Genomic DNA, 25895 nt, shown 5'->3' with positions numbered 1-25895 from the left:
CGGTCATGACCAGGTCGGCTCGTCGTCCGCTCCGCTCACTCGCGCTCGGTCTGGCTCTGGTGACCCTGGGCACGGCGCTGCCCGCCACCGGGGCGGCCGCCGCGACACCGTCGTCCGGTCCGCCGACCGTCACCCCCGCCGACATCCAGTTCCGCCACGACACGTTGCGGCGTGGCAGCGCCCGCCAGGTCGGACTGCTCCCCGACCAGGTGGATCGCATGCCCGCCGACCTGGCGGCGTACCTGCAGCCGACCCCGGACCACCCCGGCTACCCGGCGTACGCCGGCGCGGTGGTCCTGGCCGCCAAGGACGGCGTGATCGTCCAGCACGCCGCCGTGGGCAGCGCGGTGAAGTACTCCGCGGTGGGGCCGCCGCCCGACCTGGTCGGTGTGGAACTCCCCGCCGACCAGCAGATCCCGACCCGGCGCGACACCATCTTCGACCTGGCGTCGGTGTCGAAACTGTTCACCACGATCGTCGCCATGCAGCAGGTGGAGCGGGGACGGGTGGAGCTGGACACGCCGGTCGCCCGGTACGTGCCGGAGTTCGCCGCCGGCGGCAAGGCGACGGTGACCGTGCGGATGCTGCTCACCCACACATCGGGTCTGCCCGCGTTCACACCATTGTGGAGCAGGTACCCGACACCGGCCGAGCGGTTCGCCGCCGCGCTCGCCACGCCGCTGGCCACCGGGGCGACGCCCGGTGGCCAGTACGTCTACTCCGACCTGGGGCTGATCGCGCTGGGAGTCCTGCTGGAGCGAGTGACTGGTCGGCCGCTGGCCGACCTCGTCCGCGACGGCGTGACCGGGCCGCTGGGCATGACCGACACCGGCTACAACCCCGGCCCGCAGCGGCGGTCGCGGATCGCCGCGACCGAATACCAGCCGTACGCGGGACGGGGCATGGTGTGGGGTGAGGTCCACGACGAGAACGCGTGGTCGCTCGGCGGGGTGGCCGGGCACGCCGGGGTCTTCTCCACGGCCGCGGACCTGGCCGTGCTCTGCCAGTCACTGCTCAACGGCGGCGAATACCGCGGCCGGCGGATCCTGCGCTCGGAAACGGTGCGCGCGATGCTGGTCAACTACAACGCGCCGCTGGAGTCGGCCTACCCGGAGAGCGACCGCGGGCTCGGTTTCGAGCTGAACAAGCACTGGTACATGATGGGGCTCTCCTCTCCGGTGGCCTTCGGGCACACCGGCTTCACCGGCACGTCGATCGTCATCGACCCGCTATCCCACTCGTTCGTCGTCATGCTCAGCAACCGCGTGCACCCGGACCGGGGCTGGGGCAGCAACAACGTCGCCCGACGGGCCGTCGCGCGTGACCTCGCCGAGGCGTTGCCGGTGCGGCCGCAGTCCGCCAGCGCCTGGCGTGCCGACCCACGCGACTCCGCGACGAGCACGCTCACGGCGCCGCTGCGTCGGCCCAGCCGTGGCGGCACGGCGAGCTTCCTGCTCTGGTACGACACCGAGCCCCGCTTCGACAGCGCGCGATTCGAGGTCTCCACCGATGGTGGTCTGACCTGGGTGCCGGCGACGATGCAGCTCCGCGATGCCGCCCGCCGGTGGAGCGCCGACGGCACGGTCACCGGCTACGGGGGTCGCGTGTGGTGGCAGGTCACGGTGGCGCTGCCCGATCAGGCCACCCACCTGCGCTGGAGCAGCAGCACCGACGGCTCCGGCCAGGGGCGCGGCGTCTACGTCGACCGGGTCGTGGCAGCGGACCAGCACGGCGTCCTCTTCTCGGGCGAGGGTCCCGACGCCCTCCGGTTCGTCGCCGACGGGTGGTCACCGGCGCGGAGCTGACGTTGCACTGTCGCAGCGTCCCTGCGAGGTCGGTCGGGGCGGGTCACCGATCCTGGCGAGAGACGCATGTGCGGTATTCCTGCGGCGAACGTCCGTAGTGGGCACGGAAGAGGCGGCTGAAGTGGGCCTTGTCCGGGAAACCCCAACGGGCGGCGATGGCCTGGATCGGCTGCCGCAGCAGCGGGTTGCCGAGATCACGCCGGCACTGCTCCAGGCGCTTGGCGCGGATGAGCTCGGCAACCGTCGTCGCCTCCGCCTCGAACAGGCGGTGCAGCGACCGCGGCGAGATGTGGTGGGCGGCGGCGACGCTGCGAGGGCTGAGCTCGTCACTGTCGAGGTGGCGGTCGATGAAATCGACGACCCGGGCCCGCAGTGCGGTCTGCCGCGCCTCCGGTGACAGGGTGTCCTCGATGTCGAGGTACTGAGCGAGCGCGGCAGTGAGCAGGTCCACCGCCACCCCGCCCAGTATCTCTGCCTGAGCCGGCTCGAACTGCTCCGGGTGCGCCGCGATGCTCCGCAGGTGGTGGGCCAACAGCCCGGCCACGCCGAGGTGCGACGGCATCGGCGTGGCCAACAGGCGGCGAAGACGGTCCGGCGCCAGCGGCAGCGCCGCGTGCGGTATCTGCACGGTGATCGTGGTGGCGAGACCGGGGCCGTCCGCGCGGTGCCGGGCGACGTGCGGCCGCGCGGTGTCCAGGAGCGTGAAATGGTTCGCGGCTTCCAGCGTGGACTCGGTGCGGTCCTGGATCAGGGTGCTGTGACCCGTCAGTGGTAGCGCCAGTTGATACACGTCCCCCTCGGTTCGGCGGACCAGTGTCGTGGGCCGGATCGAGTCCAACGACGGGTAGCCCAGCGAGGTCATCCGGATGCGGCCGAGATCGATGGCCTGCGCGTACGCGACGAAGTTGTCCAGGTGACCGCTGCTGATGTGCGCGGGCGCCGTCTCCTGGGCGACCAGGGCATACCAGAAGGCGAACCTGTCCGCCGGAGGCACCACCGTCGTGTCCACCACCAGGTTGGGCAGCATTCCGTTCACCTCCCCCCACATGCGAGGATGGATTCTTGCATGCCTCGACGCCCTTTACCCATGACCGGATTCCCACGCCCGGTGCTGCCCAGTGGGCTGGCGAATGTCGGCGGTGACCGGCGCCGACCTGCGCGAGGCGGCCGAGGAGATGACCCGGGTGCTGCAGCCACACCGGGAACGCGACTGGTCGGTGCCGGCCGGCTCGCTGAGCTGGAGCTGCTGGACCACCGCCGCGCACGTCGCGCACGACCTTCTCGCGTACGCGGGGCAGGTCACCGGCCGCCCGGATGACGGCTACCTGCCGTACGACCTGCGGGTCTCCCCCGACGCGAGCCCGACGCAGGTGCTCACCGTGGTGCGGGCCTGCGCCGGTCTGCTCAGCGCCGCCGTCGACGCCGCCCCGGCAGACACGCGGGCCTGGCACTTCGGTCCGTGCGATCCGGCCGGTTTCGCCGCCATGGGCGTGGCCGAGACCGTGCTGCACACCCACGACATCACCCTCGGCCTCGGTGTGCCGTGGCAGCCGCCGCAGCGGCTGAGCGCGCTGGTGCTGCGGCGACTCTTCCCGGACGCCCCGGCCGGGGCGGCACCCGAGGTGCTGCTCTGGATGACCGGCCGCGGCGAGTTGCCCGGCCGTGCCCGGCGTACCTCCTGGGTCTGGCGCGCCGCAGTCGACTGACTCGCACCAGCGTCGAGGGGTGGGTGGTCGCCTGTCGGGGCGACCACTAGCCGGCGTCGAGTGTGTGGCGGTGACCGTCGAGTGGGAAGGGCGGTCGGGCCGGCAGGATCTCCTGGAACACGAAGCCGGACTTCTGCGCCACCCGGCAGGACGCGACGTTGTCCACCTGGTGCAGCAGGTCGAGATGCGTCACCTCGGGGAACCGGTCGAACGCCCAGCGGCTCAGCGCGGTGACCGCGCGAGGGGCGACGCCGCGGCCGCGTGCCCACGACGGCGTCCAGTAGCCCACCTCCGGAGCCGGGCGCTGCGGCGTGACCCCCTTGAGCACCACGTTGCCCACCAGCCGGGGGCCGTCGGTCTGCTCTTCGAGGACGGCGAAGGTGTACCGCCGGCCGTCGGCCCAGTCCCGCTGTGCGCCGTCCAGCCACCGTCGTGCCTCGGCGGCGGTGGTCACCGGAGCTCTGGTCCAGCGGCGCAGGATCGGATCCCGGTACGCCCGCACCAGCTCATCCAGGTCGTCGGCGCACCAGGGACGCAGCGCGACTCCCGGCGTCGAGGGCGTGTCGGGTGACCGCGATTCGATCAGCATCGGCACAGTCTGCCGTGGTCGTGGCCGGGGGTCAGCCCCGTCGGCGCCACCGCCGCCACCAGCTGCGGCGGGGCCGGCGCGACGGTGTCGGAACGGTCGCCGGTTCGGTGGCGGTCGAGGTGACCTTGGGGCGGGCCCGTTCGGCGCGCCAGCGGCGGACCACGTCCTCGGTGTTCACCGGGCGCACCGCGACCCGGGGGCCGTCGTCGGGGAAGCGCAGCCACGCCACGATCTGCGCGTTCAACTGCCCCACGAAGTCGCGGACGGACTGCTCGGTGGGCAGGTCACGGACCTCGTCGGGGACCTGCTCGATGCGTCGGCGCAGTTGCAGCGACGTGGGCAGGAGCAGGTCACTGGGGAGCGCCTCGCGCTCCAGGAAGCTCTTGATCCACCACGCCTCGTCGTACGGCGCCCCCCGACCGGGGATCGGCTTGCCCATGCCGGGCAGGTCGTCGAACTCGCCGCGTTGAACGGCATCCTGGATCTTCGCCTCCACTGACGCTTCCCACGCCTCGGTCACCGTGCGGCACCTCCCTGGCCACCGTAACGCGCCGCCTCCGGCCGGCGACACGCACTTGCCAGGGGTCAGCGCGCCCGCCACGGCGAGCATTCCCGCCGACGGTGCTGGCGTTGCGCCGGACGCGGGTGGATCACCCCGGATCGCAGGCCACGGCCTGCCAGGTGGCCCTGGGTTGGGATTTTCATCCCGATTACGGTCGGTGTGGGGACTACCGAACGGGGGAAGCGTCGTGGTGAGTACGGGTGCACTGCTGGGCATCACGCTGGTGGCGTTGGGCCTGGTGCTCACGCCCGGCCCGAACATGGTCTACCTGGTGTCCCGCTCGGTGGCGCAGGGCCGCCGGGCCGGGCTGATCTCGCTGCTCGGGGTGGCCGCCGGGTTCGGCGTCTACCTGGTCGCGGCGGTCGCCGGCCTGGCCGCGGTCTTCGTCCTGGTGCCGACGCTGTACGCGGTGGTGAAGCTGGCCGGGGCCGGCTATCTGCTGTGGCTGGCCTGGCGGACGCTGCGTCCGGGCGGCCACTCGCCGTTCGCGCCCACCCCGCTGCCGCCGGACCCGCCCCGCCGGCTGTTCACCATGGGCCTGATCACCAACCTGCTGAACCCGAAGATCGCCATCCTCTACGTGTCGCTGCTACCGCAGTTCATCGACCCGGCGCAGGGGCACCTGGCGATGCAGAGTCTGCTGCTGGGCCTGACCCAGATCGCCGTCGCGTTGAGCGTGAACGCGCTGATCGTGCTCAGCGCCGGGGCGCTGGCCGGCTTCTTCGCGCGCCGGCCGGTGTGGCTGCGGGTGCAGCGGTGGGTGACCGGGACGGCCCTCGCCGCGTTGGCCGTCCGGATCGCCACGGACCGCTCCCGCGCGGCGGTCGCCACACCCTGACAGCCGACGGTCACTGCCCCCGGTGGCGGCGGAGCATCCCGGCGGCCAGCGGCGCGGCGTCCAGGTCACCGGCGGCGAGCCGGGCGGCGAGGGTACGGCGGACCAGCCGGTCGGCCAACGCGGGCGCGTGTCGACCGACGGCCATCTCCAGGCGTCCACGGGTGGTGGTCGCCACGTCCCTGGGCGCCCGGCGGGCGGTGGCGGCGTGCAGGATCGCCGCGACCACCCCCTCGACCGGCTCGGGGCGGGACACGCCCCGCAGGGACAGGCCCGCCTCGGCGGTGCTGTCGTGGATGGGTGAGGCGACCATGCTCGGGTAGACGACGCTCACCCCCACGTGGCTGCCCACCTCGTGGCGCAGGGCGTCGGCGTAGGCGACCAGGGCCCGCTTGCTGACCCCGTACGCGGCGGCGAGCGGCAGTGGCAGCACCGCCATCCGACTGGACACGAAGATCACCCTCCCCCGGGCGGCGACCAGCGGGGGCAGGGCCGCGGCGGTGGTCCGCCAGGCGGCGAGCAGGTTGACCTCCAGTTGCTGGCGGACCACCTCGTCGGGCGGCAACTCGGCGGGGGCGGGGCCACCCACCCCGGCGTTGTTGATCAGCAGGTCGAGCCCGCCGAGCTGGTCGACGGCGGCGCCCACCGCCGGCGCGACGGCGTCCGGGTCGGTCAGGTCGCAGCCGAGCACCGGCAGGTCGTCGTCGGGTCGCGCGTGCAGGTCGAGGCCCACGACCCGGGCGCCGGCGGCGGTCAGCGCGGCCCCGAGGTGTCGCCCGAAGGTGCCGCTGGCCCCGGTCACCAGCACCCGGCGGCCGGTCAGCGTCCGGCGGCTCACTGCCTCGCCCCGACCCGGCGCGTCCCGGCGGCCAGTTCCCGGGTCAGCTCGGCCAGGTAGGCGTCGAAGTCCACGCGCATCGCCGGGCGGCGTTGACCCCAGCGGGCGGTCGCGGCCCGCAGCTCGGCGCGGCAGACGGCCCGCTGCCGGTCCTCATCGGGCAGCGCGTAGCGGCCGGCGAGGTTCGCGGCGATCAGTTTGGCCTGAGCCTCCACCAGGGGAAACGCCGAACCGGTGGACTGCATCAGCCCGACGAAGCTCAGGCCGGGGGCGTCCGGGTGGAACACGTGCCGGTACAACGGCAGGGTGTCGGCGCCCCCGCCGAGCAGCGCCGGGTCGAGGAACGGGATCTCCACCCGGTAGCCGGTGCACCAGACGATCAGGTCGACGTTGTCGCTGCGACCGTCGGTGAACTCGACCCGGTCGCCGTCGAGGGCGGCGACGCCGGGCCGGGCCTCGACGTCACCGTGGGTCAGCCGCGACAGCAGCCCGTCGGAGAGCGTCGGGTGGTCCTGGAGGAAACCGTGCGTCGGCGCGGGCAGCCCGTAGCGGGCCGGGCTGCCGACGGTGGCGGTGAGCATCGTCTGGCTGATGCGCTGACGCAGCCGCCACGGCAACCGGCGGGCCAGCGCCCCGTTGAGGGTGTCCGAGGGGCGACCCAGCAGGTATTTCGGCACCACCCAGACACCCCGGCGCAATGACAGCAGGGTGCGGGTGGCGGCGTACGAGGCGTCCACGGCGATGTCCATCGCGGAGTTGCCGCCGCCGACGACGAGGACCCGTCTGCCGACCAACTGCTCCGGGCCCCGGTAGTCGTGGCTGTGGATCTGCTCGGCGGTGCAGGTGCCGGGGTACGCGGGGTCGGGCAGCCGGGGCACCCGGTTGTGCCCGTTGGCGACGACCACGGCGTCGACGGTGACCTCGACCGGCCCGTCCGGCCCGCGGGCGATCACCGTCCAGGTGCCTGCCGAGTCGCGGGTGACCTGTTCGACGGTGTGGCGCAGCCGGATGTCCTCGCCCAGCCCGAAACGGTCGGCGTAGTCGGCGAGGTAGCCGGCGACCCGGCGGTGGTCGGGATAGTCGGGCCAGTCTGTGGGCATCGGGTGGTCGGCGAACTGGGTGCGGCCCCTGCTGGTGTTCAGGTGCAGTGTCCGGTACGCGGGCGAGTCGGGTGCCCCGTACACCCAGAGGCCGCCGACCTGGTCGGTGCTCTCGAAGCAGACCGCCGGGACACCGGCGTCGCGCAGTGCCTTGACCGCGGCGAGCCCGGCAGCGCCGGCGCCGATCACCGCCACCCTGGGTGGTACGCCCATCGCCGCCCCCTTTAATCCAACGTCCGATGGATAATCGTCGGCGGACGGCGGCCCGTCAAGTCGTCGACGGCCCGTAGAGCCCGTCGAGCAGACGGTGCACGAACGCCCGGAACTCACGCCGCTCCCGAGCGCCCGGCGCACCCGCGGCCAGCGCCACCACGTGCCCGTGCGTCGCCCACACCAGGCTCCGGACGGTGATGTGCGGGGTGGGTTCGGCCAGCGCGCCGGCCGCCGCGGCGGCGGCGAGCAGCTCCGCCACCAGCCGGTACAACGGTTCGGCGTAGCGCTGGTCGAGCTCGGCGTGCCGCTGCGGTTCCAACCAGCGACGCAGCCACAGCGCGGTGGTCTCGGGGCGGTCCTCCAGGAAGTCGACGAAGACGTCGACCAACTGGTGCAGCGCCCGCCGCGCCGCGTCCGGCCCCCCGTCGAGGGCGGCGCGGGCCTGCTCGGCGGCCTCGGTCAGCACCTCCCGCTCGGCGGCGAAGACCCGGGCGAAGCAGGCGTCGTAGAGCGCTGCCTTCGTACCCGTGTGGTGCGCGACCGTGGCGACGTCGACCCCGGCGGCTGCGGCGACCTCCCGCAGCCCGACGGCGTCGAAGCCGCGCTCGGCGAACAGCGCTGTCGCGGCGGTGAGCACCACCTCGCGGGTCGGCCGGGTCTCGTCGCGTCGCGGGCGACCCGGACGGCGTCGGGGCATGGTCATGGCCGCCATTCTGCCCCTAGAATCCAGCAACTGTTGGATTGCGGAGAGGATGCGGCGATGACCGGGCTCGACCGGCGGCCCGTGGCCGCCCCCGACGCGGCACTGCCCCGCGGCCCCCTGGCGGGCTTCGCGGCCGGGTCGCTCGGCATGGGTGTCTGGGTGACAGTGCCCGGCCTGCTGCTGCTCTACTTCCTCACCGACGTGCTGGCCGTCGGGCCGTGGCTGGCCGGTCTCGTGCTGCTGCTGCCGAAGATCGCCGACGTGCTGCTGCACCCGTGGGTGGGGCACCGCGCCGACGTCGAGCAGACCCGACGCGGCGACCGGCGTCGCCTGCTGCTGGTCGGCTGCGCGCTGCCGCTCGCGTTCGCGGCGCTCTTCGCGGTGCCCGGCGGCCTGACCGGCGCCCCAGCGGCTGCGTGGGTGGCGGTGTTCTTCATCGCCGGCAACCTGCTCTTCGCCGCCTACCAGGTCCCCTACCTGGCCACCCCGGCCGACCTGCGGATCGGCTACCACGAACGCACCCGGCTGATGGCGTTCCGGATGGTCGTGCTGACCCTGGGCATCCTGGTCTCCGGCCTACTGGCCCCGCTGCTCACCGGCGGCGACGCCGCGACCCGCGACGGCTACCAGCGGATGGGCATGGTCCTCGCCGTCGGGATGCTGGTGGCCATGCTGGTCGGTGTCGTCGGCATCGCCCGGCTGCGCGGCTCGGCGGCGGACCCGACCCCGGCCGGGCACGGCGGGTGGCCGGCGTTGCGTATCGCGCTGCGCGACCGGCAGTTCCGCTGGCTCGTCGCCGCGTACCTGGCGATGTCCACCACCACCCACCTGGTGCTCGCCGGCGTTCCCTACTACGCCGAGTACGAGCTGCGGGCCCCCGGCCTGACCACGGTCCTGGTGGCCGCGTTCGTCGCGCCGGCGCTGCTGGTCACCCCGGTCTGGCTGGTGGTGGCCCGCCGCGTCGGCAAGCAGCGGGCGCTGCTCGGCGCGCAGGGCGCGTTCGCCGTCGGGTCGCTGGTGCTGGCGGTGGGTCGACCGGCCGGGCTGCCGGTGCTGATCGGCGCGGTGGCGGTGCTCGGGGTGGCGTTCGCCGGCATGCAGCTGCTGCCGTTCTCGATGCTGCCCGACGTGATCCGCGCCGCCACCACCAAGGACGGGACCGCCACCGGCGCCGGCACCTACACCGGGGTGTGGACGGCCACCGAGGCCACCGGCGCCGCCCTCGGCCCGTACGCCTATGCCCTGTGCCTGGCCGTTGGTGGTTTCGTGGCCTCCACGGCCGGTGAGTCGCCGGTGCAGCCGGACGCGGCGTTGGCGGCGGTCCGCTACGGCTTCGGGTTGCTGCCGGCGGTGGCGATGCTCGCGGCCCTGCTGCTGCAACGCCGCTACACCCTGGACGCGACCGCCCGGACGACGACGTGAACGACCGGCACTAGACTTCGCCCTCGATGGACGCCCAGCCCACCACCACCGAAACCCGCCCGTGCGCCCACTGTGGAGCGCCGGTGCCGCAGCGTGTCGGCGCGGGCCGGCCGTTTCGCTACTGCCGGGACAACGACGGTGCCTGCCAGCGCGCCTCGCGCAACAGCCGGATGCGGCACCGCAACGCCCCTGGCCTGCCCGGGCAGGTGGCCCGCACCTGGGAGGCGGTGGACCGCCTCGATCAGATCGTCGAGACGTTGACCGAGTCGCTGCACGCCGAGTTGTCCCCGGTGGGTGTGCAGCGGCAGGTCGCCCAGGTTCGCGCGGAGGCCGCCAGCGAGGTCGCGGCGGCGCAGACCGAACGCGACGAGGCCCGCGACGACGCCGAGAACGCGGCGGCCGACGCGGCGCGCGCCCGCGAGCAGGCCCGGGCGGCTCTCGCCGAGGCCGACGACGCCCGCCAGCGCGCCGAGCAGGCGCACCGGCAGGCCACCGCCGCCGACGAGCGGGCACAGCGCGCCGAGGCCGCCCGCGATCAGGCGCGCCACGACGTCAGCGCCGCCGAGGCGTTGCGCGCGCAGGCTGAACGCGACCGGGACCAGGCCCGCGCCGAGGTGCGCGACCTGCGGGCGCAGCGCGACGCCGAGCGGCAGCGGGTGGCCGACCTGAGCGTGGAACGCGACGCGGCGCGCGCCGACGCCGAGCGGGCCACCCGGGCCGCCGCCGAGGCCACCGAGCGGGCCGGCCGGTGGCAGGCCGAGGTGCAGGACGTGCGGCGCCAGATCGAGCAGGCCCGCGCCGACGCCGCGCGGACCCGCGCCGAGGCCGCCGACGCCGCCCGCGCCCGGGAGCAGGCCGACCGGGCCCGCGACCGCGCGCAGGTCGCGGCCGTGCAGGCCGACGACGCCCGGCAGGAGGCGGCGGAGTTCGCGGCGCGGCTGCGCGCGGAGCTGGACGCCACCGCCTCCCAGCGGGACACGCTGACCGCCGAGCTGACCGCGGCCCGGCAGGCCGCGGCGACCGCCGAGGGCCGCCTCACCGCCCTGACGGTACGACTCGACGCCGCCGAGACCGACCGGGACCTGGCCCAGCGGCGGGTGGCGCAGCTCGGCGACCAGGTCAGCGACCTGGCGTTGGCGCTGGCGCGCCTCGGCGCTGCCACCCCCGACGACGCCACCCGATGATCGTCGCGCAACCTTCGCTACGCTTCGGCGGTTAACATCCCCGGTGGCAGCGGACACACAGCCCGTTGCGACCCGCCTGGTGATCACCTCACCGGGTGATCGTCCCGGCCGGCTACCCTTGGTCCCGGCCCACACGTGGACGCCTCACGCCCTCGGGCGGGAATGGCTCGACGGGCACACACCGTTACACCCAGAAGACCAGCACCACGAACGAGGGGAAGTCGATCATGGGCGAGCGTATGCTGCGCGGAAGCCGCCTTGGCGCGGTGAGCTACGAATCCGACCGCAACACGGAGCTCGCGCCGCGTCAGACCCGCGAGTACCTGTGCGCCAAGGGCCACCAGTTCGAGGTGCCGTTCGCCGTCGACGCCGAGGTCCCGATGACCTGGGAGTGCAAGTTCGACGGCAGCGTCGCCCGACTCGTCGACGGCAACGAGCCGGAGCAGAAGAAGGCCAAGCCCCCGCGTACCCACTGGGACATGCTTCTGGAGCGGCGTTCGATCGCCGAGCTGGAGGACATCCTCGAGGAGCGCCTGCAGGAGGTTCGGACCCGCCGCGGCCGCGCCTGAGCCGCACGACGAACAACGACGGCGCCCCGGGACAACCCGGGGGCGCCGTCGTGTCTGCACAGGTGGTCTCAGTGGCGACCGGGCTCGACGATCTCTCCCTCGATGGCCCGCCCGCCGTCGACCACGACCGGTTGCTCCGGTTGGGGGGTCGGTTGCGGGGTTGGTTGCGGCGCGCCCTGACGCACCCGCACCGTACGCGGGCCGAACAGGTCACCGGCGACCATCGACGACACCCGCCGCTCGGTGGCACGGCGCACCCCGGCGCGGGCCAGTCGACGCACCGGCGGCACCAGCAGCAGCAACCCGACCAGGCCGCTGACCAGGCCGGGCACCGCCAGCAGCAACGCGCCGGCCAACCCGACGAGCCCGTCGGTCACCTGCCCACCCGGTGGCTGTCCGGCCGCCGCGGCGGAGCGGAAACCACGCCAGGCGCGCATCCCCTCGCGGCGCAGCAGCACCAGCCCCAGCAGGGACGCGGCGAACACCAGCAGCACGGCCACGCCGAACCCCAGCGCCCGCCCCACACCGACGAACACCGCCAGCTCCAGCACCACCGCCAGCAACAGGGCCAACGGCACGAACCTCAGTCCTCGGCGCATCTCACCTCATCGCCATTCCCGCGGGCACCACGGACGTGTCCCGCTCATCCAGCATGACACGGCCGCGCTCACGGCCACCGCGCCTGACCGGTGGCCGTGCCGTGCAGACCTCGGCGTACCGCCTGGCGGCGGTCGCGCACGCCCCAGGCGGTGATCCGCCACAGCGCCTCGGCCACGATCTTCGGGCTCATCTTGCTGTCGCCGTGTTCCCGTTCGGCGAAGGTGATCGGCACCTCCACGATCCGCACCCCGGCCTGGTGCGCCAGCCGGGACAGCTCCACCTGGAACGAGTAGCCCTGGGAGGTCACCGACTCCAGGTCGATGGCGTCCAACGCGCTGATCCGGTACACCCGGTAGCCGCCGGTGGCGTCCGAGACGGGCATGCCCAGCGCGAGGCGCGCGTACAGGTTGCCGCAGCGCGACAGCAGCAGCCGCCGCAGCGGCCAGTTGAGCACTCGCGCGCCGCTGGTCCACCGCGACCCGATCACCACGTCGGCGTCGCGGGCGGCGTGCAGCAGCGCCGGCAGGTCCTCCGGGGCGTGCGAGCCGTCGGCGTCCATCTCCACGACCGCCTGGTAGCCGCGTTCCCGCGCCCAACCGAACCCGGCCAGGTACGCCGCGCCGAGCCCCTGCTTGCCGTGGCGGTGCAGCACCTGCACGTGCGCGTCGCCGTCGGCGAGGGCGTCGGCGATCGCGCCGGTGCCGTCGGGGCTGTTGTCGTCGGCGATGAGGATCTGCACCGCCGGGGCGGCGCGTCGGACCCGGCCCACGATCGCGGCGATGTTGTCGGCCTCGTTGTAGGTGGGGATCACCACCAGCACCCGGCCCACACCGGGCACCTCGTCCGGGCGTCGGATCGTATCGGTCGCCTGGATCACGGTTCCTCCGCTCCCGCCGGCGTACCGGCTGTTGCTATCCGGACATGACCCGCTGCCGGCGGCGCAGCACCGCCGCGCCGATGAGGGCCGCCGCGGCCAGCGCGGCGAGCGCCACCTCCGGCCACCAGCCGAGGCGGGTGGCGAGGGTACGACCGTCGTCGAGCCGCACCTGCCGCACCACGACCTCCCGGGTGTTGAACCCGGTGGCATCGCTTACCCGCCCGTCGGGTGCGACGAACCCGGACACGCCGACCGTGGAGGCCATCAACGCCGGCCGGCCGTGTTCCACCGCCCTCAGCCGCACCATGGCCATCTGCTGGCGGGCCTCAGCCACGTCGAACGTGGCGTTGTTGGTCTGCACCACCAGCAGCTGCGCGCCACCGGTGACGGTGTCGCGGACCACCTCGTCGTAGGCGACCTCGAAGCAGATCACGTCACCGAGCACGGCCGGGCCGGCGCGTACCACGCCCGGGGTGCTTCCGGGCACGAAGTCGCTGCGGATCAGGTCGACCTGCTTGCTGACCATCCGGGCCAGGTCGCGCAGCGGCACGTACTCGGCGAACGGCACGGGGTGCCGCTTGGTGTACAGCTGGTCCAGGTCCGCGCCGGTGCCGGGGCGCCACAGGATGCCCGCGTTGCGGACCTGCCCGACGCCGGGGCCCAGCAGCACCGCCCCGACGAGGATCGGCGCGTTGATGGTGTCGGCGGCCTGGGAGATCCGGGCACCGGCGGTGGGGTTGCGCAGCGGGTCGATGTCGCTGGAGTTCTCCGGCCACACGACCAGGTCGGGTTGCCGTTCCTGCCCGGCGGCGACCCGACCGGCCAGCTCGATGGTCGCGTCGACGTGGTTGTTGAGTACCGCCTGCCGTTGGGCGTTGAAGTCCAGGCCCAGGCGCGGCACGTTGCCCTGCACGATGGCCACGGTGGTGGTGGCGCCCGACCCGGCGGTGGCGACCGGCACGAGCAGGCCCCCGGCGGTCAGCGCGACCGCCACGGCGGCCGGTACGGCCACGGGCGCCCACCGACGTGCCGAGGTGACCCCCTGCGCGCCGCTGGCGTCCTGGGAGCCCTCAGCGGGCGATGTGCGGGCGGCGGCCCAGCCACGCCAGGCGGCGGTGACCAGCAACCCGCCGACGAGCGCCACCGCGAAGGTCACCAGCGGCGCGCCGCCCAACGCGGCCAGGCGCAGCAGCGGTGAGGTGTCCTGACTGAACGCCAACCGCCCCCACGGGAACCCACCGAACGGGGTGCGGTCCCGCAGCGCCTCCTGCCCCACCCACAGCAGCCCGGTCAGCACCGGCCACGTCCAGCGGACGCGGTCTGCCAGCGGCGACACCCAGGCGGTGGCCGCGCCCAGCAGCGCCAGGTAGCCGGCCTGCAGCAGCGACAGCAGCACCCACGGCAGGTAGCCGGTGTGCAGGTTCGTCCACGCCAGCAGCGGGGCGAAGAGCGCCACCCCGGTGAGGAAGCCCAGGCCGGCGCCGGCGCGCAACCGCCGCCGGTGCGCGGCGGCGGCCAGCAACGCCACCCCGACCGGGGCCAGCGGCCACACCCCGTACGGGGGGAACGCCACCAGCAGGGCCAGGCCGGCGGCCACGGCCAGGGGCACGGCGAACCGCAGCGGCAGCGGCCGACCGGTCACGACCGGCTGACTCGGCGCCGCCGGGCTGTGGGTTTCGTCCCGGTCCAGAATCGTCACCGCTTCACCTCGATCACGGGGCGAAGGCTACCTGGCCGGCGGCCGGAGCAGCCGCATCGGGCCGCCGGGCACGAACCGCCCGACGGACATGAAATCGGGGCGCGGCTCACGCCGCGCCCCGATGCTCCCAGGCCCTTCCCGGCCGGTGTGGCGAGGATGGGGTACGACGACCTTCGGACCGACCGGACGCGGACTGGCTGCCCCCGCCGGGCCGTTGTCTACTGGCCGTGCACCTCACCCTGCCCGTACACCGGTAACCGCGGCCGGTTCGCGCCGCCCCGCCGACCCCCGCCCGCTGGACCTGGCCGCCGCGACGATGACGCTCAAAAATGTCGCTCGGCCAGCGGACGAAGGGACGAAGCGAACAACAGCCGCTTCCCGTGGTAGGACTCAAAGACGGTACGTGCCAACCCCCGTCGCTTGTCAACCCACCCCCGGCCTGTCGTGTGTTGCGCCACGGCGTGTCGGGTCGGCGAGTCTCAATGCGTCCGCAGATGGTGACGCAGCAGCGCCCCCGCCGCGGCCCGGTGTTCCTCGGCGAGCAGCCCTCCGGCGGCCAGCACGTAGTCGGCGTCGACCACGGCGGAGGCGGCCCGCGGCAACGCCCACCCGCCGGCGTGGTCGGCCAGGACGGCCGCCAGCACCTGCGCGGACGCCTGCGCCGGCGCGTGCCGCAGCACCCCACCGGAACCCACCATCAACCGCACGTCGCGCAGGTCCCGCCCGGCCCGCTCGCCGGTGGCGGCGCCCCGCGCGTGCCGCCGCAACGCCACGGTCGCCGCGAGGGTGGCGATCCGCCGGTCCACGGCCCGCTCGACGTCGTCGACGGCGAGGAACGCCGGGTCGGCCGCCCGGCGGGCCGCCGCGTCCGTCAGCTCCTCGGACTCGTCCGGGGTGAGCAGCCGCTCCTCGACGGCGGCGCGCAGCACCCCGGGGGCGCTCCACCGCATGCCCAGGTCTCCCTCCACCGTGCGGGCCCGCCAGAGGCTGCCGGCGACCTCCCGCGCCGGGCCGGTGGCCCGCTCGTCGGGGGTGAGCACCGAGTACACGTCGGTGGTGGCCCCGCCCACGTCGACCACGGCGAGGTCACCGCCGATGGTGTCGGCGAGCACCTCCACACCGGTGAGGACCGCGTCGGGGGTGGCCGCGCGTACCAGCCGCGCGAACCGGGTGCCCCTCGACAGTCGTTTGCCCCCGATGACGTGGCGCAGGAACACCGCGCGGATCGCCGCCCGCGCCGACGCCGGGGCGAGGACCCCGATGCGCGGCAGGACGTTCTCCGCGCCCGTCACGGGCACCCCGGCGGCCTCCAGCAGCCCGGTCAGCTCCGCGCGGACGTCGGCGTTGCCCGCGTACACCACCGGCACCCGCCACCGGGCGCGGGCCAGGCGGGTCGCGTTGTGGGTGATCGTCTCGGCGTCACCGCCGTCGGTGCCACCGACCAGCAGCACCACGTCCGGTCGGGCCGCCCGCAACGCCGCCAGGTCCGCCGCGCCCAGCCGACCGGCGGCCACGTGCACCACGTGCGCACCGGCGGACAACCCGACCCGCCGGCCCGCCTGCGCGGTGACCAGCGGCTCGTAGCCGATCACGGCCAGCCGCAACCCACCACCGGCCGACGAGCAGACGTACCACGGCGCGTCGCGCACCCCGAGCCCGTCGGTGGCCGCTGCGACCGCGGCGTCCAGGCCGTGCAACACGTCGGTGCCCACGGTGGTCGGCGCCGCCGCCGCTCCCACCAGCACACCGGCGGCCAGGTCCACCACGGCCACCTTGGTGTACGTGGACCCGACGTCCGCGCAGACCGCCAGGGTCACGAGCCGGCGGGAACGACCACGGTGCCGGTCGCGGTGACCGCCACGATCGGCGGGTCGAGGACCTCGGCGGCGGACTCGGAGCGCTCCGGGCGGCCCCGGCACACCACCGCGCAGGACAGCTCCAGGGTGCGGCTGCGGGTGCCCACCCGCGACACCTGGGCGGTCACCTCGACCACGTCACCGGCGCGGATGGGAGCGGTGAACCGCACGTCGGTGTACCCGGCGAACAGACCCTCGTCGCCGTCGGTGCGGATGCACACCTCCGTGGCGACGTCGCCGAACAGCGCGAGGGCGTACGCCCCGTCGACGAGGTTGCCGGCGTAGTGGGCGTGCGAGTACGGCACGTACCGCCGGTGCGTCACGGTCAACCCGAGCCTTGCGTCGGTCATGCCATCGCCTTCCGTTGCGTGATCAGGGCGTGCACGAGGTAGCTGGCCACCTCGCCGGGAGTGGTGCCGCGACCGAAGATGCGGTCCACGCCCAACTCGTCGGTCATCGTCTCGTCGAAGCGGGGGCCACCGACGATCAGCAGCGGCCGCCGCCCGGCGGGCATCGCCTCCCGGAACGCGGCGGACATCTCCCGGGTGTTGTGCAGGTGCGCGTCGCGTTGGGTGACCACCTGCGACACGAGCACCGCGTCGGCCTTCTCCGCCCGGGCGGTCTCCACCAGCTCCGGCACGCTGACCTGCGCGCCCATGTTGGTGACCTTCAACTCCCGGTAGTACTCCAGGCCCTTCTCCCCCGCGATGCCCTTGACGTTGAGGATCGCGTCGATGCCCACGGTGTGCGCGTCGGTGCCGATGCACGCCCCGACCACGGACAGCTTGCGCCGCAACCGTTGCTTGATCACCGTGTTGACGTCCTTCGCCGACAGCAGCGCGAAGTCGCGTTCCACGACCTGCACCGCGTTGAGGTCGACCAGGTGGTTGACCCGCCCGTAGACCACGAAGAACGTGAACTCGTCGCCCATCGGTTTGGCGTGCACGACCATCGCCGGGTCGATGCCCATCCGGTTGGCCAACTGCACCGCCGCGCCCTCGGCCCGCTTGTCGTGGCTCACCGGCAGGGTGAACGACACCTGCACCATCCCGTCGCCGGTGGTGTCCCCGTACGGCCGCACGATCTTCTTCGCGGCGTCGGCGGCGCTCATGCCGCGTCCCCTTCCAGGATGTCGGTGGCCGGGTTGCAGTAGTCCGCCTCGTGCGCGGCGACCCCGGCGAGGCCCTTGCCCCGGTCCGCGGGCCGCTTCATGATCCCGAAGGTGCCCTCGGCGATGGCCGTGAGCAGCGTCTGCTCCCCGATGCGCTCCAGCAGGTCCAGGGCCTCACCGAGGACCTGGTTGGCGCGGCGGCGGATGAACCCGCCGGGCGCCGGCACGAAGTCCTCGTGCAGACCACCGGCCGCGCCCAACACGTACCGCACGTTCTGCAACGCGATGTCCCGGTCGGACAACCACGGCGTCACCACCGCCTCGGTCATCATCCCCACCAGCAGGATGCCCTGACCGGTCAGCGCGCCCGCCAGGTTGAAGAAACCGTCGAGCAGGTTGCCCCGGAACACGTCACCGGTCATGTGCTTCGTCGGCGGCATCCACTTCAGCGGCGCCTCGGGGAACAACTCCCGGGCCAGCAGGGCGTGCGCCAACTCCAGACGGAACGACTCCGGAACCTCCGGGTTGATCTCGAACGCGTGCCCCAGCCCCAACTGCCAGTCCGCCAACCCCGCCTCGTGCGCGAAGAACTCGTTGAGCAGCTGCGACACCGTCACCGTGTGCGCCTCGTCCACGGCGTCCGCGGTGGTCAGGTAGTTGTCCTCACCGGTGTTGATGATGATCCCGGCGCGGGCGTGCACCTGCCGGGAGAACCGCTGGTCGACGAACGTGCGCACCGGGTTGATGTCGCGGAACAGGATCCCGTACATCGAGTCGTTGAGCATCATGTCGAGCCGTTCCAGGCCCGCCAGGGTTGCCATCTCCGGCATGCACAACCCGGACGCGTAGTTGGTCAACCGCACGTAGCGGCCCAACTCCTTCGACGACTCGTCCAACGCCGCGCGCATCAGCCGGAAGTTCTCCTGCGTGGCGTACGTGCCGGCGAAACCCTCCCGGGTCGCGCCCTCGGGCACGTAGTCCAGCAGCGACTGCCCCGTGGAGCGGATCACCGCGATCACGTCCGCGCCCGCCCGGGCGGCAGCCTGGGCCTGCGGGATGTCCTCGTAGATGTCGCCGGTCGCCACGATCAGGTAGATCCACGGCCGCTGCTTCGGGTCCCCGTGCCGCTTGATGAGCCGGTCCCGCTCGGCGCGCCGCCGGTCGATGCGCCGGATACCCGCCCCGACGGACCTGCGCGCCGCCGACCGTGCCGTCGTCGCGGCCCGCCCGGTGGGCAGCGCGAAGCGCACCGACCCGGCCGCGGCCTTCTGCGCCAGCAACGTCACATCGGTGATGCCCTCGCGGGCCAGGGCGTCGAACACCGGCACCGCCACCCCGTGACCCAACCCGACGTCCGCGACGACGGCGTCGACGAGCCGGTTCACCCACGGAATGCCGTCCGGGTCGGCGCCGCTCACCCCGGCCAGCCGCAGCACCGCCCGCTCCACCGACACCGTGGTGTGGCTGCGGGCAAGGTCCACCACCGGCTGCCCGGCCCGGCGCGCCAACTCGCGCGCCCGCGCCACCAGCACCGGATCAAGATCAAGCTTCCCGGTCATGATGACCCTTCCTCATAGATGACCTCACCGCGCAGCACCAGCCGCCGGCACACCGGCAACGGCGTCGGGTCGTCCGGACCCCGCTCCTCCGGGTCCCCGGCGAGCAGCACCGGCAGGCCCCGCTCCACCCCCGCCGGCGTCGACCACACCGTGAACGTCGCCGGCGCACCCAACGCGAGGACCCCCTCGACGTCCAGGTGCACCGCCCGCCACCCACCACGGGTGTGCGCGGCGAACGCCGACCGCACACTCATCCGCTGCGCCGGGTTGTGGTGCGACACCGCCGCCCGCACCGAACCCCACGGGTCCAGCGGCGTCACCGGCGAGTCCGACCCGAACGCCATCGCCACACCCACCGAGTGCATCGCACCCATCGGGTTGGACTCCAACGACCGGTCCAACCCCAGCCGCGCCTCGTACATCCGGCCCGCGCCACCCCACAGCCGGTCGAACGCCGGCTGCATGCTCGCCACGACCCCGTACTCCACGAACCGCGCGATCAACCGCTTGTTCATGATCTCCGCGTGCTCGATGCGGTGCCGGGCCGCCCGCAGCCGCTCCACACCCAGCGACTCCGCCGCCGCCGCGAAACCGTCCAGGACGGTGCCGATCGCCGCGTCACCGATCGCGTGGAAACCGCCCTGCATGCCGTGCGCCGCGCAGTCCAGCAGGTGATCACGCACCTGCTCGGCCGTCAGGTACCCGTGCCCGCAGTCGTCACCGTCGCCGTACGGCTGCGACACGTGCGCCGTACGCGAACCCAACGCCCCGTCGGCGAACAGGTCACCTCCGGCGCCCACCGCACCCAACTCCCGGGCACGGGCGGCGCCACCCAGCTCACCCCAGTACCCGTACACCTCCGGCAACCCCGCACCGGAGATGCCCAGCAGCCCGGTGAAGTCCTCCTCGTCGGAGATGTCCGGACCGCCGCACTCGTGCACCGCCGCGATCCCCAACGACGCCGCGTGCGCGAGGGCGACCCGTTGTGCGGCGACCCGCTGCGCCCGGCTCACCGACGCCTGCGCCGCCGCCCGCACCACGTGGTGCGCGTCGCGCCGCAACCACCCCGACGCGTCGTACCCCGCCGCGTCGGCCGCGTCGGGGCACGCCGCCAGCAACGCCGACGACACCAACGCCGAGTGGATCGACGCCTGCGACAGGTACACCCGCCGACCCCCGGCCGCCCGATCCAACGCCGCCGCGTCCGGCAACGTCGCATCCGACCAACCCGACTCGTCCCAGCCGTGGCCCAGCAGCACCGCGTCCGCCGGCAGGCCCGCCGCGAACCCGGCCACCGCGTCGAGCAACTGCGCCGCCGAGCGCACCCCGGACAACTCCAGCCCCGACAACGCCAACCCCGTGTCGGTGGCGTGCACGTGCGCGTCGACGAACGCCGGCGTCACCAACGCCCCATCCAGGTCCACCACCCGGTCGGCCGGCGGCGCGTCACCGTCGGCCCCCAACCAGGCAATCCGCCCACCGGACACCAGCAGCGCGGTGGCGCTCGGGTCGGCGGGGCAGTGCAGCACGCCGCCGCGGTACAACGTCGAGGGGTTCGTCATGACCTCAGTCTGCCGCGACCCGCGCAGTGAACAGCTGACGCACCCCCGGCTCGGCCCGCAACAGCCCCAACGCCAGCTCCGCGTGCCCCGGAACGTACCCGTTGCCCACCAGCATCGTCACGTCCGCCGCCAGCCCCTCCGCGCCCAACGCCGCCGCGGAGAAACTCGTCGCCATCGAGAAGAAGATCACCGTGCCGCCGTCCGCGGTGGCCAGCACCGCGCCGTGCTCACACCCCGGCACGTCCACGCACACCACTGTGACGTCCGCCGGCGCCCCCAGGGCGGTCGTCACCGCCGTGGACAACCCCACCGGGTCCCGCGCGTCGGCCAACGCCACCACCGAGGCCAGGCCGGCGGCCGTCAGCGCGTCACGCTCGGCCGCCACCGGCACCACCCCGACGGTACGCGCGGCGCCCACCCGCCGCGCCGCGGCGAGGGACAGCGACCCGCTCTTGCCCGCCCCGCCGATCACCGCGACGCGCACCGGCGTCGGGTCACCGACGCGACGACGGTCCTCCACGTAGCGCGACACCACCCGCGCGGTCAGCGCGGGCGCCCCGCACACGTCCAGCACCGCCAGGGACAACTGCGGGTCCTCGTCGTCGGGCAGCACCGCGGCGATGGAACGGGCGAACAGGATCGCCCAACCGTCACAGGGCACCTGCTCGCTGCGCCCGTCCCACCGCGCCAGCCCGTCGGTCACCACCAGCGGGGTCAGCGTCAACGACACCAACGTCGCGACCCGCTCCCCCACCTTCAGCCCGAGCGGGGAACGCCGACCTGCCTCCTCGACCGTGCCGATCAACATCCCGCCGGAACCGGTCACCGGGTTCTGCATCTTCCCCCGGGTGGAGATGATCTCCAGCACCTCGGCGCGGACCGCGTCGCCGTTGCCGCCGTGCTTCTCCGACAACTGCCGGAAGCTCGCCGCGTCCAGGTTGAGCCGCTGCACCCGGATCCGCACCTCGTTCGGCGCGATCGCCGCCGACGCGTCCAGGCGCCAGGCCGCCTGCGGCAGCACCCCCGCCGGTTGCACGACGCGGTGCAGTCCCACCGGTGACGTCACGCCGACCTCCCCTTGTCCAGCCGCTCGAAGCCCCGGTCAAGGCTCGCGTAACGGGAAAACTTACGGCAGACTAGTTTCTGTACCGAATATTTTCCAGTAGCCTTCGGGCTTCGATGATCAGCCGCAACACCGAGGAGGGGCCGTGACCCAGACCCAACCGGTTGAGACCATCCCTCAACCCCGTCACGCCCCGGTCGCCGTACCGACCGCCGGGCAGCCCTACGAATACCACCGCCGCCCCCTGGTCGAACCCGACTGGACCCGGTTCCCCGGCTGGCGCCACGTCACCCGCGACCAGTGGGAATCCGCCCAGTGGCAGCGCGTCAACTGCGTCAAGAACATCAAGCAGCTCCGCGCCGTCTTCGGCGACCTCATCGACGACACCTTCTACGCCGACCTCGAGGCCGACCAGTTGGCCCTGGCCACCATGTCGATGCTGGTGCCACCACAAATGATCAACACGATGGTGCCGTTCGCGCCCCTCACCACCGAGGCGCTGCTCGCCGACCCCATCCGCCGCTACATGATCCCGGTCGCCTCCGACCGCCGCACCGACTGGCCGTCACACCCCTACGCCAGCCGCGACAGCCTGCACGAGCACGACATGTGGGTCGCCGAAGGCCTCACCCACCGCTACCCCACCAAGGTCCTCGCCGAGCTGCTCTCCACCTGCCCCCAGTACTGCGGGCACTGCACCCGGATGGACCTCGTCGGCAACTCCACCCCCGCCGTCGACAAACTCAAGCTCACCCTCAAGCCCGTCGACCGCTACGACGCCCACATCGCGTACCTCAAGGCCCACCCCGGCGTCCGCGACGTCGTCGTCTCCGGCGGAGACGTCGCCAACGTCCCCTGGCGCAACCTCGAGTCCTACCTCATGCGACTGCTGGAACTGGAGACGGTCCGCGACATCCGGCTCGCCACCAAGGCCCTCATGGGCCTCCCCCAGCACTGGCTCCAGCCCGACGTCGTCCAGGGCCTCGAACGCGTCGCCCGCACCGCCGCCCGCCGAGGCGTCAACCTCGCCATCCACACCCACGTCAACCACGCCCAGTCGCTCACCCCACTGGTCGCCAAAGCCGCCCAGACCGCCCTCGACGTCGGCGTCCGCGACGTCCGCAACCAGGGCGTGCTCATGCGCGGCGTCAACGCCACCACCCCCGAGCTGCTCGACCTCTGCTTCGCGCTCCAGGGCGAAGCCGGGATCCTGCCGTACTACTTCTACATGTGCGACATGATCCCCAACGCCGAACACTGGCGGGTCCCCGTCTGGCACGCCCAGCAGCTCCAGCACGACATCATGGGCTACCTCCCCGGCTACGCCACCCCCCGGATCGTCTGCGACGTCCCCTTCGTCGGCAAGCGCTGGGTGCACATGCTCACCGACTACGACCGCGAACGCGGCATCTCCTACTGGACGAAGAACTACCGCACCTCCATCGAGTCCGCCGACCTGGAGGCGCTCAACAAGCGCTACGCCTACTACGACCCGATCGACACCCTGCCCGCCGACGGCCAGCAGTGGTGGAACGACCACCGCGACGACTGACCCACCGACGACGACACCCCCGGGGAGACCACTCCCGGGGGTGTCGCGCACTCCCTGGTCAGGCGCAACCCAGACCCTGCGAATAGCTGGCCCGCAACGTCCCGGCCGCGATCTCGTCGGCGTACTCCCAGAACACCTCCGGCCAGTCGCCGGCCTTGTCCATGTCCCGCAGCACCCGCCACCCGTGACTGCTCCGCAACGCGTCGGCGGCCCGCCGCACCCCGGCCTCGTCCCCGCTCGACCTCGCCCGCTGCCACTCAGCGATCCACCCGCAACCCACCCGGGACGTCACCCCCACGTTGAAATGGTACGGGTCGCTCACCCCGATCTCCTCCAGCGCAGCCATATCGAACCCCGGCGGCAGCGGCACGTCGGCGAGCACCTTCGCCGCCCGCTCCCGCACCGGCATGACCATCTCCGCCGGAAGAACGGCCAACCAGGTCCGCGCGTCCACCCGAACGATGTCCGCGAGAACCCGGTCCAGGTCCTTGCGCGACCAGTTTTCGGAGGTCTTCATCTCCACGACCAGGTTGTCGCGGGGACGCAACAGCACAGTGAAATCACCGCTGAGGCTCTGGAACGCGTCAGCCGGCCAATCGTCCACCCGCACCGACTTCCCCGGCCCCGCATCGCGCTGACCGGCATACCGGTCCGTGTACACGTACGCCGCATACCAGTTCATCTCCAGTTCCCGCCCACCCCGGCGAAACCTGACCACGCCATAGTTCTCGGAGAACTCGGCCAGGGCCACGACCGTCCAACCGGCCTGATCGATCAGCAACCGCGGGCTCCTCTCCGCCGCCTCCATCGCCAACGGGGAAAAGACGGCCCCGGCTCCAGCACCCGCGCTGACGATCGGAGAGACTCCGTCGTCCTCGCCCTGCCCCCGCAACACCATGGACGCCGGCACGATGCTCAGGAGCACGGCCGCCGCCGTCATGACGCCCGCGAAGCGACGCACCCACAACCGCCGCGGCGGCATCCCGACGCTACGCCGGACCAACGACTCGGACATGATGTCCTCCAGGAGGGTCTGCTTCACCCCGCCGAGGTCCCCCATCATCCCGAGCCCACCCGGGTCGGAATCCCGAACCAGCTGGTCGACACGCTCCTCTGTGGTCATCAGTCCTCCTTGCGGGTGGATGTGGTCAGCACGTCGAGTACATGTCCGGGCGGCCCCGGATCGTCACCAACCAACCCCCGCAACCTCGTCCGCGCCCGCGCCAGCCGCGTCCGGACCGCCGCAGGAGACACCCCCAGCACTGAGGCGACCTCATGCGGTTGCAGCCCCTCCCACACGGTGAGCATCAGCACCTCCCGGTCCACCTCGGCCAGACCCGCCAACGCCGCCCGAACGGCAAGGCGCTCCGGTACCTCGCTTCCCGGATCGGCCACCGACGCGGCAATCTGCTGGCGTAACCGCTCACCGAGGCGCTGCCGGCGAACGCCACCACGGTGATGATTGGCCAGCACACGCCGGGCGACCCCGTACAGCCACAGCCGGGTCGCACCGGCGATCGGGATGTCCTGCCGGCGACGCCATGCCACCAGGAAGGTCTCCGCGACCACGTCGGCCGCGTCTTCCGGATGTGCGACACGCCGCAATGCGTACGCCAGCAGCGACTCGAAATCGTCGGCGTACACCCGTCGGAAGCGGTCCTCGTCCTGTTCCATCCCGGAGCTCACATTCACTCCATGTCCGGTGGGACCCCAACCGTGACACCCCACCGGACGCGCGCCGTCGGAACCGACACGGACCGTGCCGTCTCAGGCGCCGCCCAGCACCTCGGACAACGGCGCCGGCACCAGCCCTCGCTCACGCAACCCGGCCAGGATGTGCGGCAACGCCTCATCGGTCATCGCGGCGTTCGCCTCGGTCACATGCATGATCACCACCGACCCCGGGCGAACGTGGTCCAGCACCGCCCGCACCAGCGGCTTCCACGCGGTCGCGAAGGGATCACCGCTGACCACATCCCCGTCGACGACCGTCACGCCCAGCGGCGCCAGAGCGTCCAGCGTCGCAGCGTCGTGGCAGAGCCCCGGAAAGCGGAAGTACCGGGTCTGCCGACCCCCGTACGGCTTGATCACCTCGAAGGTCTTCGCCACGTCGCCGCGCAACTCGTTCACCGGTTGCGAGGGCAGGTCGTAGCAGTCGCCGGTGAACGCCGCGTGCCCGTAGGTGTGGTTGGCCAACTCGAATCGCGGATTGTCGGCGATCCGCCGGGTGACGTCCGGGTACCGCTGCACCCACTTGCCAGTCAGGAAGAACGTGGCCGGGACCTCGTCGCGCTCCAGCAGGTCCAGGATGCGCAGGTTGGCGTACGACTTCACCCGACCGGCACGCAGACTGGCCAGCATCCCGTCGGTCATGTCCGCGTCGAAGGTCAACGCGACCTTGGCGCCGGTACGCGGGCCGTGATCCACCACCGGCGCCCTGGTCCCAGTCGGCGTCGTGCCCGGCACCAAGGCAACCGCCGACGGCGACGG

Annotated in this window: 25 protein-coding genes; 7 read left to right on the top strand and 18 right to left on the bottom strand. The window is 73.0% G+C overall.

What is annotated here, in order from left to right; translation table 11 throughout:
* Positions 1 to 5 precede the first annotated feature (5 nt).
* Positions 6 to 1805, top strand: a complete 1800-nt coding sequence (locus tag AC3CF1_RS02785; RefSeq protein WP_488449450.1) for a serine hydrolase domain-containing protein — start codon at positions 6 to 8, stop codon at positions 1803 to 1805.
* 43 nt (positions 1806 to 1848) lie between these two features.
* On the opposite strand, the gene AC3CF1_RS02780 is transcribed toward AC3CF1_RS02785, so the two are convergent.
* Positions 1849 to 2832 carry an AraC-like ligand-binding domain-containing protein gene (locus AC3CF1_RS02780; protein ID WP_488449449.1) on the bottom strand — a complete coding sequence of 328 codons (984 nt, stop codon included), beginning with the start codon at positions 2830 to 2832 and terminating at the stop codon, positions 1849 to 1851.
* Between the two features lie 103 nt (positions 2833 to 2935).
* Between AC3CF1_RS02780 and AC3CF1_RS02775 the strand changes: the two genes are divergently transcribed.
* Complete coding sequence (locus AC3CF1_RS02775; protein WP_488449448.1) at positions 2936 to 3511, top strand: maleylpyruvate isomerase N-terminal domain-containing protein; 576 nt, start codon at positions 2936 to 2938, stop codon at positions 3509 to 3511.
* Positions 3512 to 3557: 46 nt separating this feature from the next.
* On the opposite strand, the gene AC3CF1_RS02770 is transcribed toward AC3CF1_RS02775, so the two are convergent.
* Together AC3CF1_RS02770 and AC3CF1_RS02765 are read right to left on the bottom strand one after the other, a co-directional pair.
* The gene (locus AC3CF1_RS02770) at positions 3558 to 4100 is read right to left on the bottom strand and encodes a GNAT family N-acetyltransferase (protein WP_488449447.1); all 543 of its coding nucleotides are present in this window, start codon (positions 4098 to 4100) and stop codon (positions 3558 to 3560) included.
* Positions 4101 to 4131: 31 nt separating this feature from the next.
* Entirely contained in the window at positions 4132 to 4620 is a 489-nt protein-coding gene (locus tag AC3CF1_RS02765; RefSeq protein WP_141909381.1) for a DnaJ family domain-containing protein, read from the bottom strand.
* 229 nt (positions 4621 to 4849) lie between these two features.
* Between AC3CF1_RS02765 and AC3CF1_RS02760 the strand changes: the two genes are divergently transcribed.
* On the top strand, positions 4850 to 5500 hold the full coding sequence (locus AC3CF1_RS02760) for a LysE family translocator (protein WP_488449446.1): 651 nt from the start codon (positions 4850 to 4852) through the stop codon (positions 5498 to 5500).
* Positions 5501 to 5510: 10 nt separating this feature from the next.
* Here AC3CF1_RS02760 and AC3CF1_RS02755 read toward each other — a convergent pair whose 3' ends face one another.
* The 3 genes from AC3CF1_RS02755 to AC3CF1_RS02745 are packed head-to-tail and all read right to left on the bottom strand — an operon-like array spanning position 5511 to position 8351.
* Positions 5511 to 6335, bottom strand: a complete 825-nt coding sequence (locus AC3CF1_RS02755; RefSeq protein ID WP_488449445.1) for an SDR family NAD(P)-dependent oxidoreductase — start codon at positions 6333 to 6335, stop codon at positions 5511 to 5513.
* The gene (locus AC3CF1_RS02750) at positions 6332 to 7648 is read right to left on the bottom strand and encodes a flavin-containing monooxygenase (protein WP_488449444.1); all 1317 of its coding nucleotides are present in this window, start codon (positions 7646 to 7648) and stop codon (positions 6332 to 6334) included. The genes AC3CF1_RS02755 and AC3CF1_RS02750 overlap by 4 nt, the downstream gene beginning before the upstream one ends.
* Positions 7649 to 7703: 55 nt before the next feature.
* Positions 7704 to 8351 (bottom strand): TetR/AcrR family transcriptional regulator, encoded by a 648-nt coding sequence (locus tag AC3CF1_RS02745; protein ID WP_247671870.1) that lies wholly within the window; start codon positions 8349 to 8351, stop codon positions 7704 to 7706.
* Between the two features lie 57 nt (positions 8352 to 8408).
* Here AC3CF1_RS02745 and AC3CF1_RS02740 point away from each other — a divergent pair, with 57 nt between their 5' ends.
* From AC3CF1_RS02740 to AC3CF1_RS02730, 3 genes are all read left to right on the top strand, one after another.
* Positions 8409 to 9773, top strand: a complete 1365-nt coding sequence (locus AC3CF1_RS02740; protein ID WP_088948166.1) for an MFS transporter — start codon at positions 8409 to 8411, stop codon at positions 9771 to 9773.
* 26 nt (positions 9774 to 9799) lie between these two features.
* Complete coding sequence (locus tag AC3CF1_RS02735; protein ID WP_488449443.1) at positions 9800 to 10957, top strand: hypothetical protein; 1158 nt, start codon at positions 9800 to 9802, stop codon at positions 10955 to 10957.
* Between the two features lie 227 nt (positions 10958 to 11184).
* Positions 11185 to 11526 (top strand): RNA polymerase-binding protein RbpA, encoded by a 342-nt coding sequence (locus AC3CF1_RS02730; RefSeq protein WP_030489777.1) that lies wholly within the window; start codon positions 11185 to 11187, stop codon positions 11524 to 11526.
* A gap of 68 nt (positions 11527 to 11594) precedes the next feature.
* On the opposite strand, the gene AC3CF1_RS02725 is transcribed toward AC3CF1_RS02730, so the two are convergent.
* From AC3CF1_RS02725 to kdd, 9 genes are all read right to left on the bottom strand, one after another.
* On the bottom strand, positions 11595 to 12125 hold the full coding sequence (locus AC3CF1_RS02725) for an FxsA family protein (protein WP_088948164.1): 531 nt from the start codon (positions 12123 to 12125) through the stop codon (positions 11595 to 11597).
* Between the two features lie 68 nt (positions 12126 to 12193).
* Entirely contained in the window at positions 12194 to 13003 is an 810-nt protein-coding gene (locus AC3CF1_RS02720) for a polyprenol monophosphomannose synthase (protein WP_354983859.1), read from the bottom strand.
* A gap of 34 nt (positions 13004 to 13037) precedes the next feature.
* Entirely contained in the window at positions 13038 to 14702 is a 1665-nt protein-coding gene (lnt, locus tag AC3CF1_RS02715) for an apolipoprotein N-acyltransferase (RefSeq protein ID WP_488449442.1), read from the bottom strand.
* A 479-nt stretch (positions 14703 to 15181) separates the two neighbouring features.
* Positions 15182 to 16519: a glutamate mutase L gene (locus AC3CF1_RS02710; protein WP_354983860.1), complete on the bottom strand. Its 1338-nt coding sequence runs from the start codon at positions 16517 to 16519 to the stop codon at positions 15182 to 15184.
* Positions 16516 to 16908, bottom strand: coding sequence for a 3-aminobutyryl-CoA ammonia lyase (kal, locus tag AC3CF1_RS02705; RefSeq protein WP_099853458.1), 393 nt, complete (start codon positions 16906 to 16908; stop codon positions 16516 to 16518). The genes AC3CF1_RS02710 and kal overlap by 4 nt, the downstream gene beginning before the upstream one ends.
* Positions 16905 to 17669 (bottom strand): lysine 5,6-aminomutase subunit beta, encoded by a 765-nt coding sequence (gene kamE / locus AC3CF1_RS02700; RefSeq protein WP_088948159.1) that lies wholly within the window; start codon positions 17667 to 17669, stop codon positions 16905 to 16907. The genes kal and kamE overlap by 4 nt, the downstream gene beginning before the upstream one ends.
* The gene (gene kamD / locus AC3CF1_RS02695) at positions 17666 to 19228 is read right to left on the bottom strand and encodes a lysine 5,6-aminomutase subunit alpha (protein WP_088948158.1); all 1563 of its coding nucleotides are present in this window, start codon (positions 19226 to 19228) and stop codon (positions 17666 to 17668) included. The genes kamE and kamD overlap by 4 nt, the downstream gene beginning before the upstream one ends.
* On the bottom strand, positions 19225 to 20790 hold the full coding sequence (locus AC3CF1_RS02690; protein WP_488449441.1) for an amidohydrolase: 1566 nt from the start codon (positions 20788 to 20790) through the stop codon (positions 19225 to 19227). The genes kamD and AC3CF1_RS02690 overlap by 4 nt, the downstream gene beginning before the upstream one ends.
* Before the next feature lie 4 nt (positions 20791 to 20794).
* Positions 20795 to 21856 carry an L-erythro-3,5-diaminohexanoate dehydrogenase gene (gene kdd, locus AC3CF1_RS02685; RefSeq protein WP_099853450.1) on the bottom strand — a complete coding sequence of 354 codons (1062 nt, stop codon included), beginning with the start codon at positions 21854 to 21856 and terminating at the stop codon, positions 20795 to 20797.
* 142 nt (positions 21857 to 21998) lie between these two features.
* Here kdd and AC3CF1_RS02680 point away from each other — a divergent pair, with 142 nt between their 5' ends.
* Positions 21999 to 23405 carry a KamA family radical SAM protein gene (locus tag AC3CF1_RS02680; RefSeq protein WP_328374725.1) on the top strand — a complete coding sequence of 469 codons (1407 nt, stop codon included), beginning with the start codon at positions 21999 to 22001 and terminating at the stop codon, positions 23403 to 23405.
* Between the two features lie 58 nt (positions 23406 to 23463).
* Here the strand turns inward: AC3CF1_RS02680 and AC3CF1_RS02675 are convergent, their stop codons facing one another.
* The 3 genes from AC3CF1_RS02675 to AC3CF1_RS02665 all read right to left on the bottom strand — a co-directional run bounded on the left by AC3CF1_RS02675 (position 23464) and on the right by AC3CF1_RS02665 (position 25832).
* Positions 23464 to 24528 carry a hypothetical protein gene (locus AC3CF1_RS02675; RefSeq protein ID WP_327644133.1) on the bottom strand — a complete coding sequence of 355 codons (1065 nt, stop codon included), beginning with the start codon at positions 24526 to 24528 and terminating at the stop codon, positions 23464 to 23466.
* The gene (locus AC3CF1_RS02670; RefSeq protein WP_488449440.1) at positions 24528 to 25079 is read right to left on the bottom strand and encodes an RNA polymerase sigma factor; all 552 of its coding nucleotides are present in this window, start codon (positions 25077 to 25079) and stop codon (positions 24528 to 24530) included. Before AC3CF1_RS02670 ends, AC3CF1_RS02675 begins: the two co-directional genes overlap by 1 nt.
* Positions 25080 to 25172: 93 nt before the next feature.
* Positions 25173 to 25832: a polysaccharide deacetylase family protein gene (locus AC3CF1_RS02665; RefSeq protein WP_488449439.1), complete on the bottom strand. Its 660-nt coding sequence runs from the start codon at positions 25830 to 25832 to the stop codon at positions 25173 to 25175.
* Between the last annotated feature and the right edge of the window lie 63 nt (positions 25833 to 25895).

This window comes from Micromonospora sp. MGP-C2 (assembly GCF_057766525.1).
This window is presented reverse-complemented; position numbering and strand designations above follow the sequence as displayed.

Excerpts from the sequence above, each read along its gene's own strand:
- AC3CF1_RS02740 (WP_088948166.1), top strand. The coding sequence starts at position 8,409 with ATGACCGGGCTCGACCGGCGGCCCGTGGCCGCCCCCGACGCGGCACTG.
- AC3CF1_RS02745 (WP_247671870.1), bottom strand. The coding sequence starts at position 8,351 with ATGACCATGCCCCGACGCCGTCCGGGTCGCCCGCGACGCGACGAGACC.
- AC3CF1_RS02675 (WP_327644133.1), bottom strand. The coding sequence starts at position 24,528 with ATGACCACAGAGGAGCGTGTCGACCAGCTGGTTCGGGATTCCGACCCG.
- AC3CF1_RS02735 (WP_488449443.1), top strand. The coding sequence starts at position 9,800 with ATGGACGCCCAGCCCACCACCACCGAAACCCGCCCGTGCGCCCACTGT.
- AC3CF1_RS02780 (WP_488449449.1), bottom strand. The coding sequence starts at position 2,832 with ATGCTGCCCAACCTGGTGGTGGACACGACGGTGGTGCCTCCGGCGGAC.
- kamD (WP_088948158.1), bottom strand. The coding sequence starts at position 19,228 with ATGACCGGGAAGCTTGATCTTGATCCGGTGCTGGTGGCGCGGGCGCGC.
- kamE (WP_088948159.1), bottom strand. The coding sequence starts at position 17,669 with ATGAGCGCCGCCGACGCCGCGAAGAAGATCGTGCGGCCGTACGGGGAC.
- AC3CF1_RS02770 (WP_488449447.1), bottom strand. The coding sequence starts at position 4,100 with ATGCTGATCGAATCGCGGTCACCCGACACGCCCTCGACGCCGGGAGTC.
- AC3CF1_RS02785 (WP_488449450.1), top strand. The coding sequence starts at position 6 with ATGACCAGGTCGGCTCGTCGTCCGCTCCGCTCACTCGCGCTCGGTCTG.
- AC3CF1_RS02670 (WP_488449440.1), bottom strand. The coding sequence starts at position 25,079 with ATGGAACAGGACGAGGACCGCTTCCGACGGGTGTACGCCGACGATTTC.
- AC3CF1_RS02750 (WP_488449444.1), bottom strand. The coding sequence starts at position 7,648 with ATGGGCGTACCACCCAGGGTGGCGGTGATCGGCGCCGGCGCTGCCGGG.
- AC3CF1_RS02730 (WP_030489777.1), top strand. The coding sequence starts at position 11,185 with ATGGGCGAGCGTATGCTGCGCGGAAGCCGCCTTGGCGCGGTGAGCTAC.
- kal (WP_099853458.1), bottom strand. The coding sequence starts at position 16,908 with ATGACCGACGCAAGGCTCGGGTTGACCGTGACGCACCGGCGGTACGTG.
- AC3CF1_RS02690 (WP_488449441.1), bottom strand. The coding sequence starts at position 20,790 with ATGACGAACCCCTCGACGTTGTACCGCGGCGGCGTGCTGCACTGCCCC.
- AC3CF1_RS02775 (WP_488449448.1), top strand. The coding sequence starts at position 2,936 with ATGTCGGCGGTGACCGGCGCCGACCTGCGCGAGGCGGCCGAGGAGATG.
- AC3CF1_RS02725 (WP_088948164.1), bottom strand. The coding sequence starts at position 12,125 with ATGCGCCGAGGACTGAGGTTCGTGCCGTTGGCCCTGTTGCTGGCGGTG.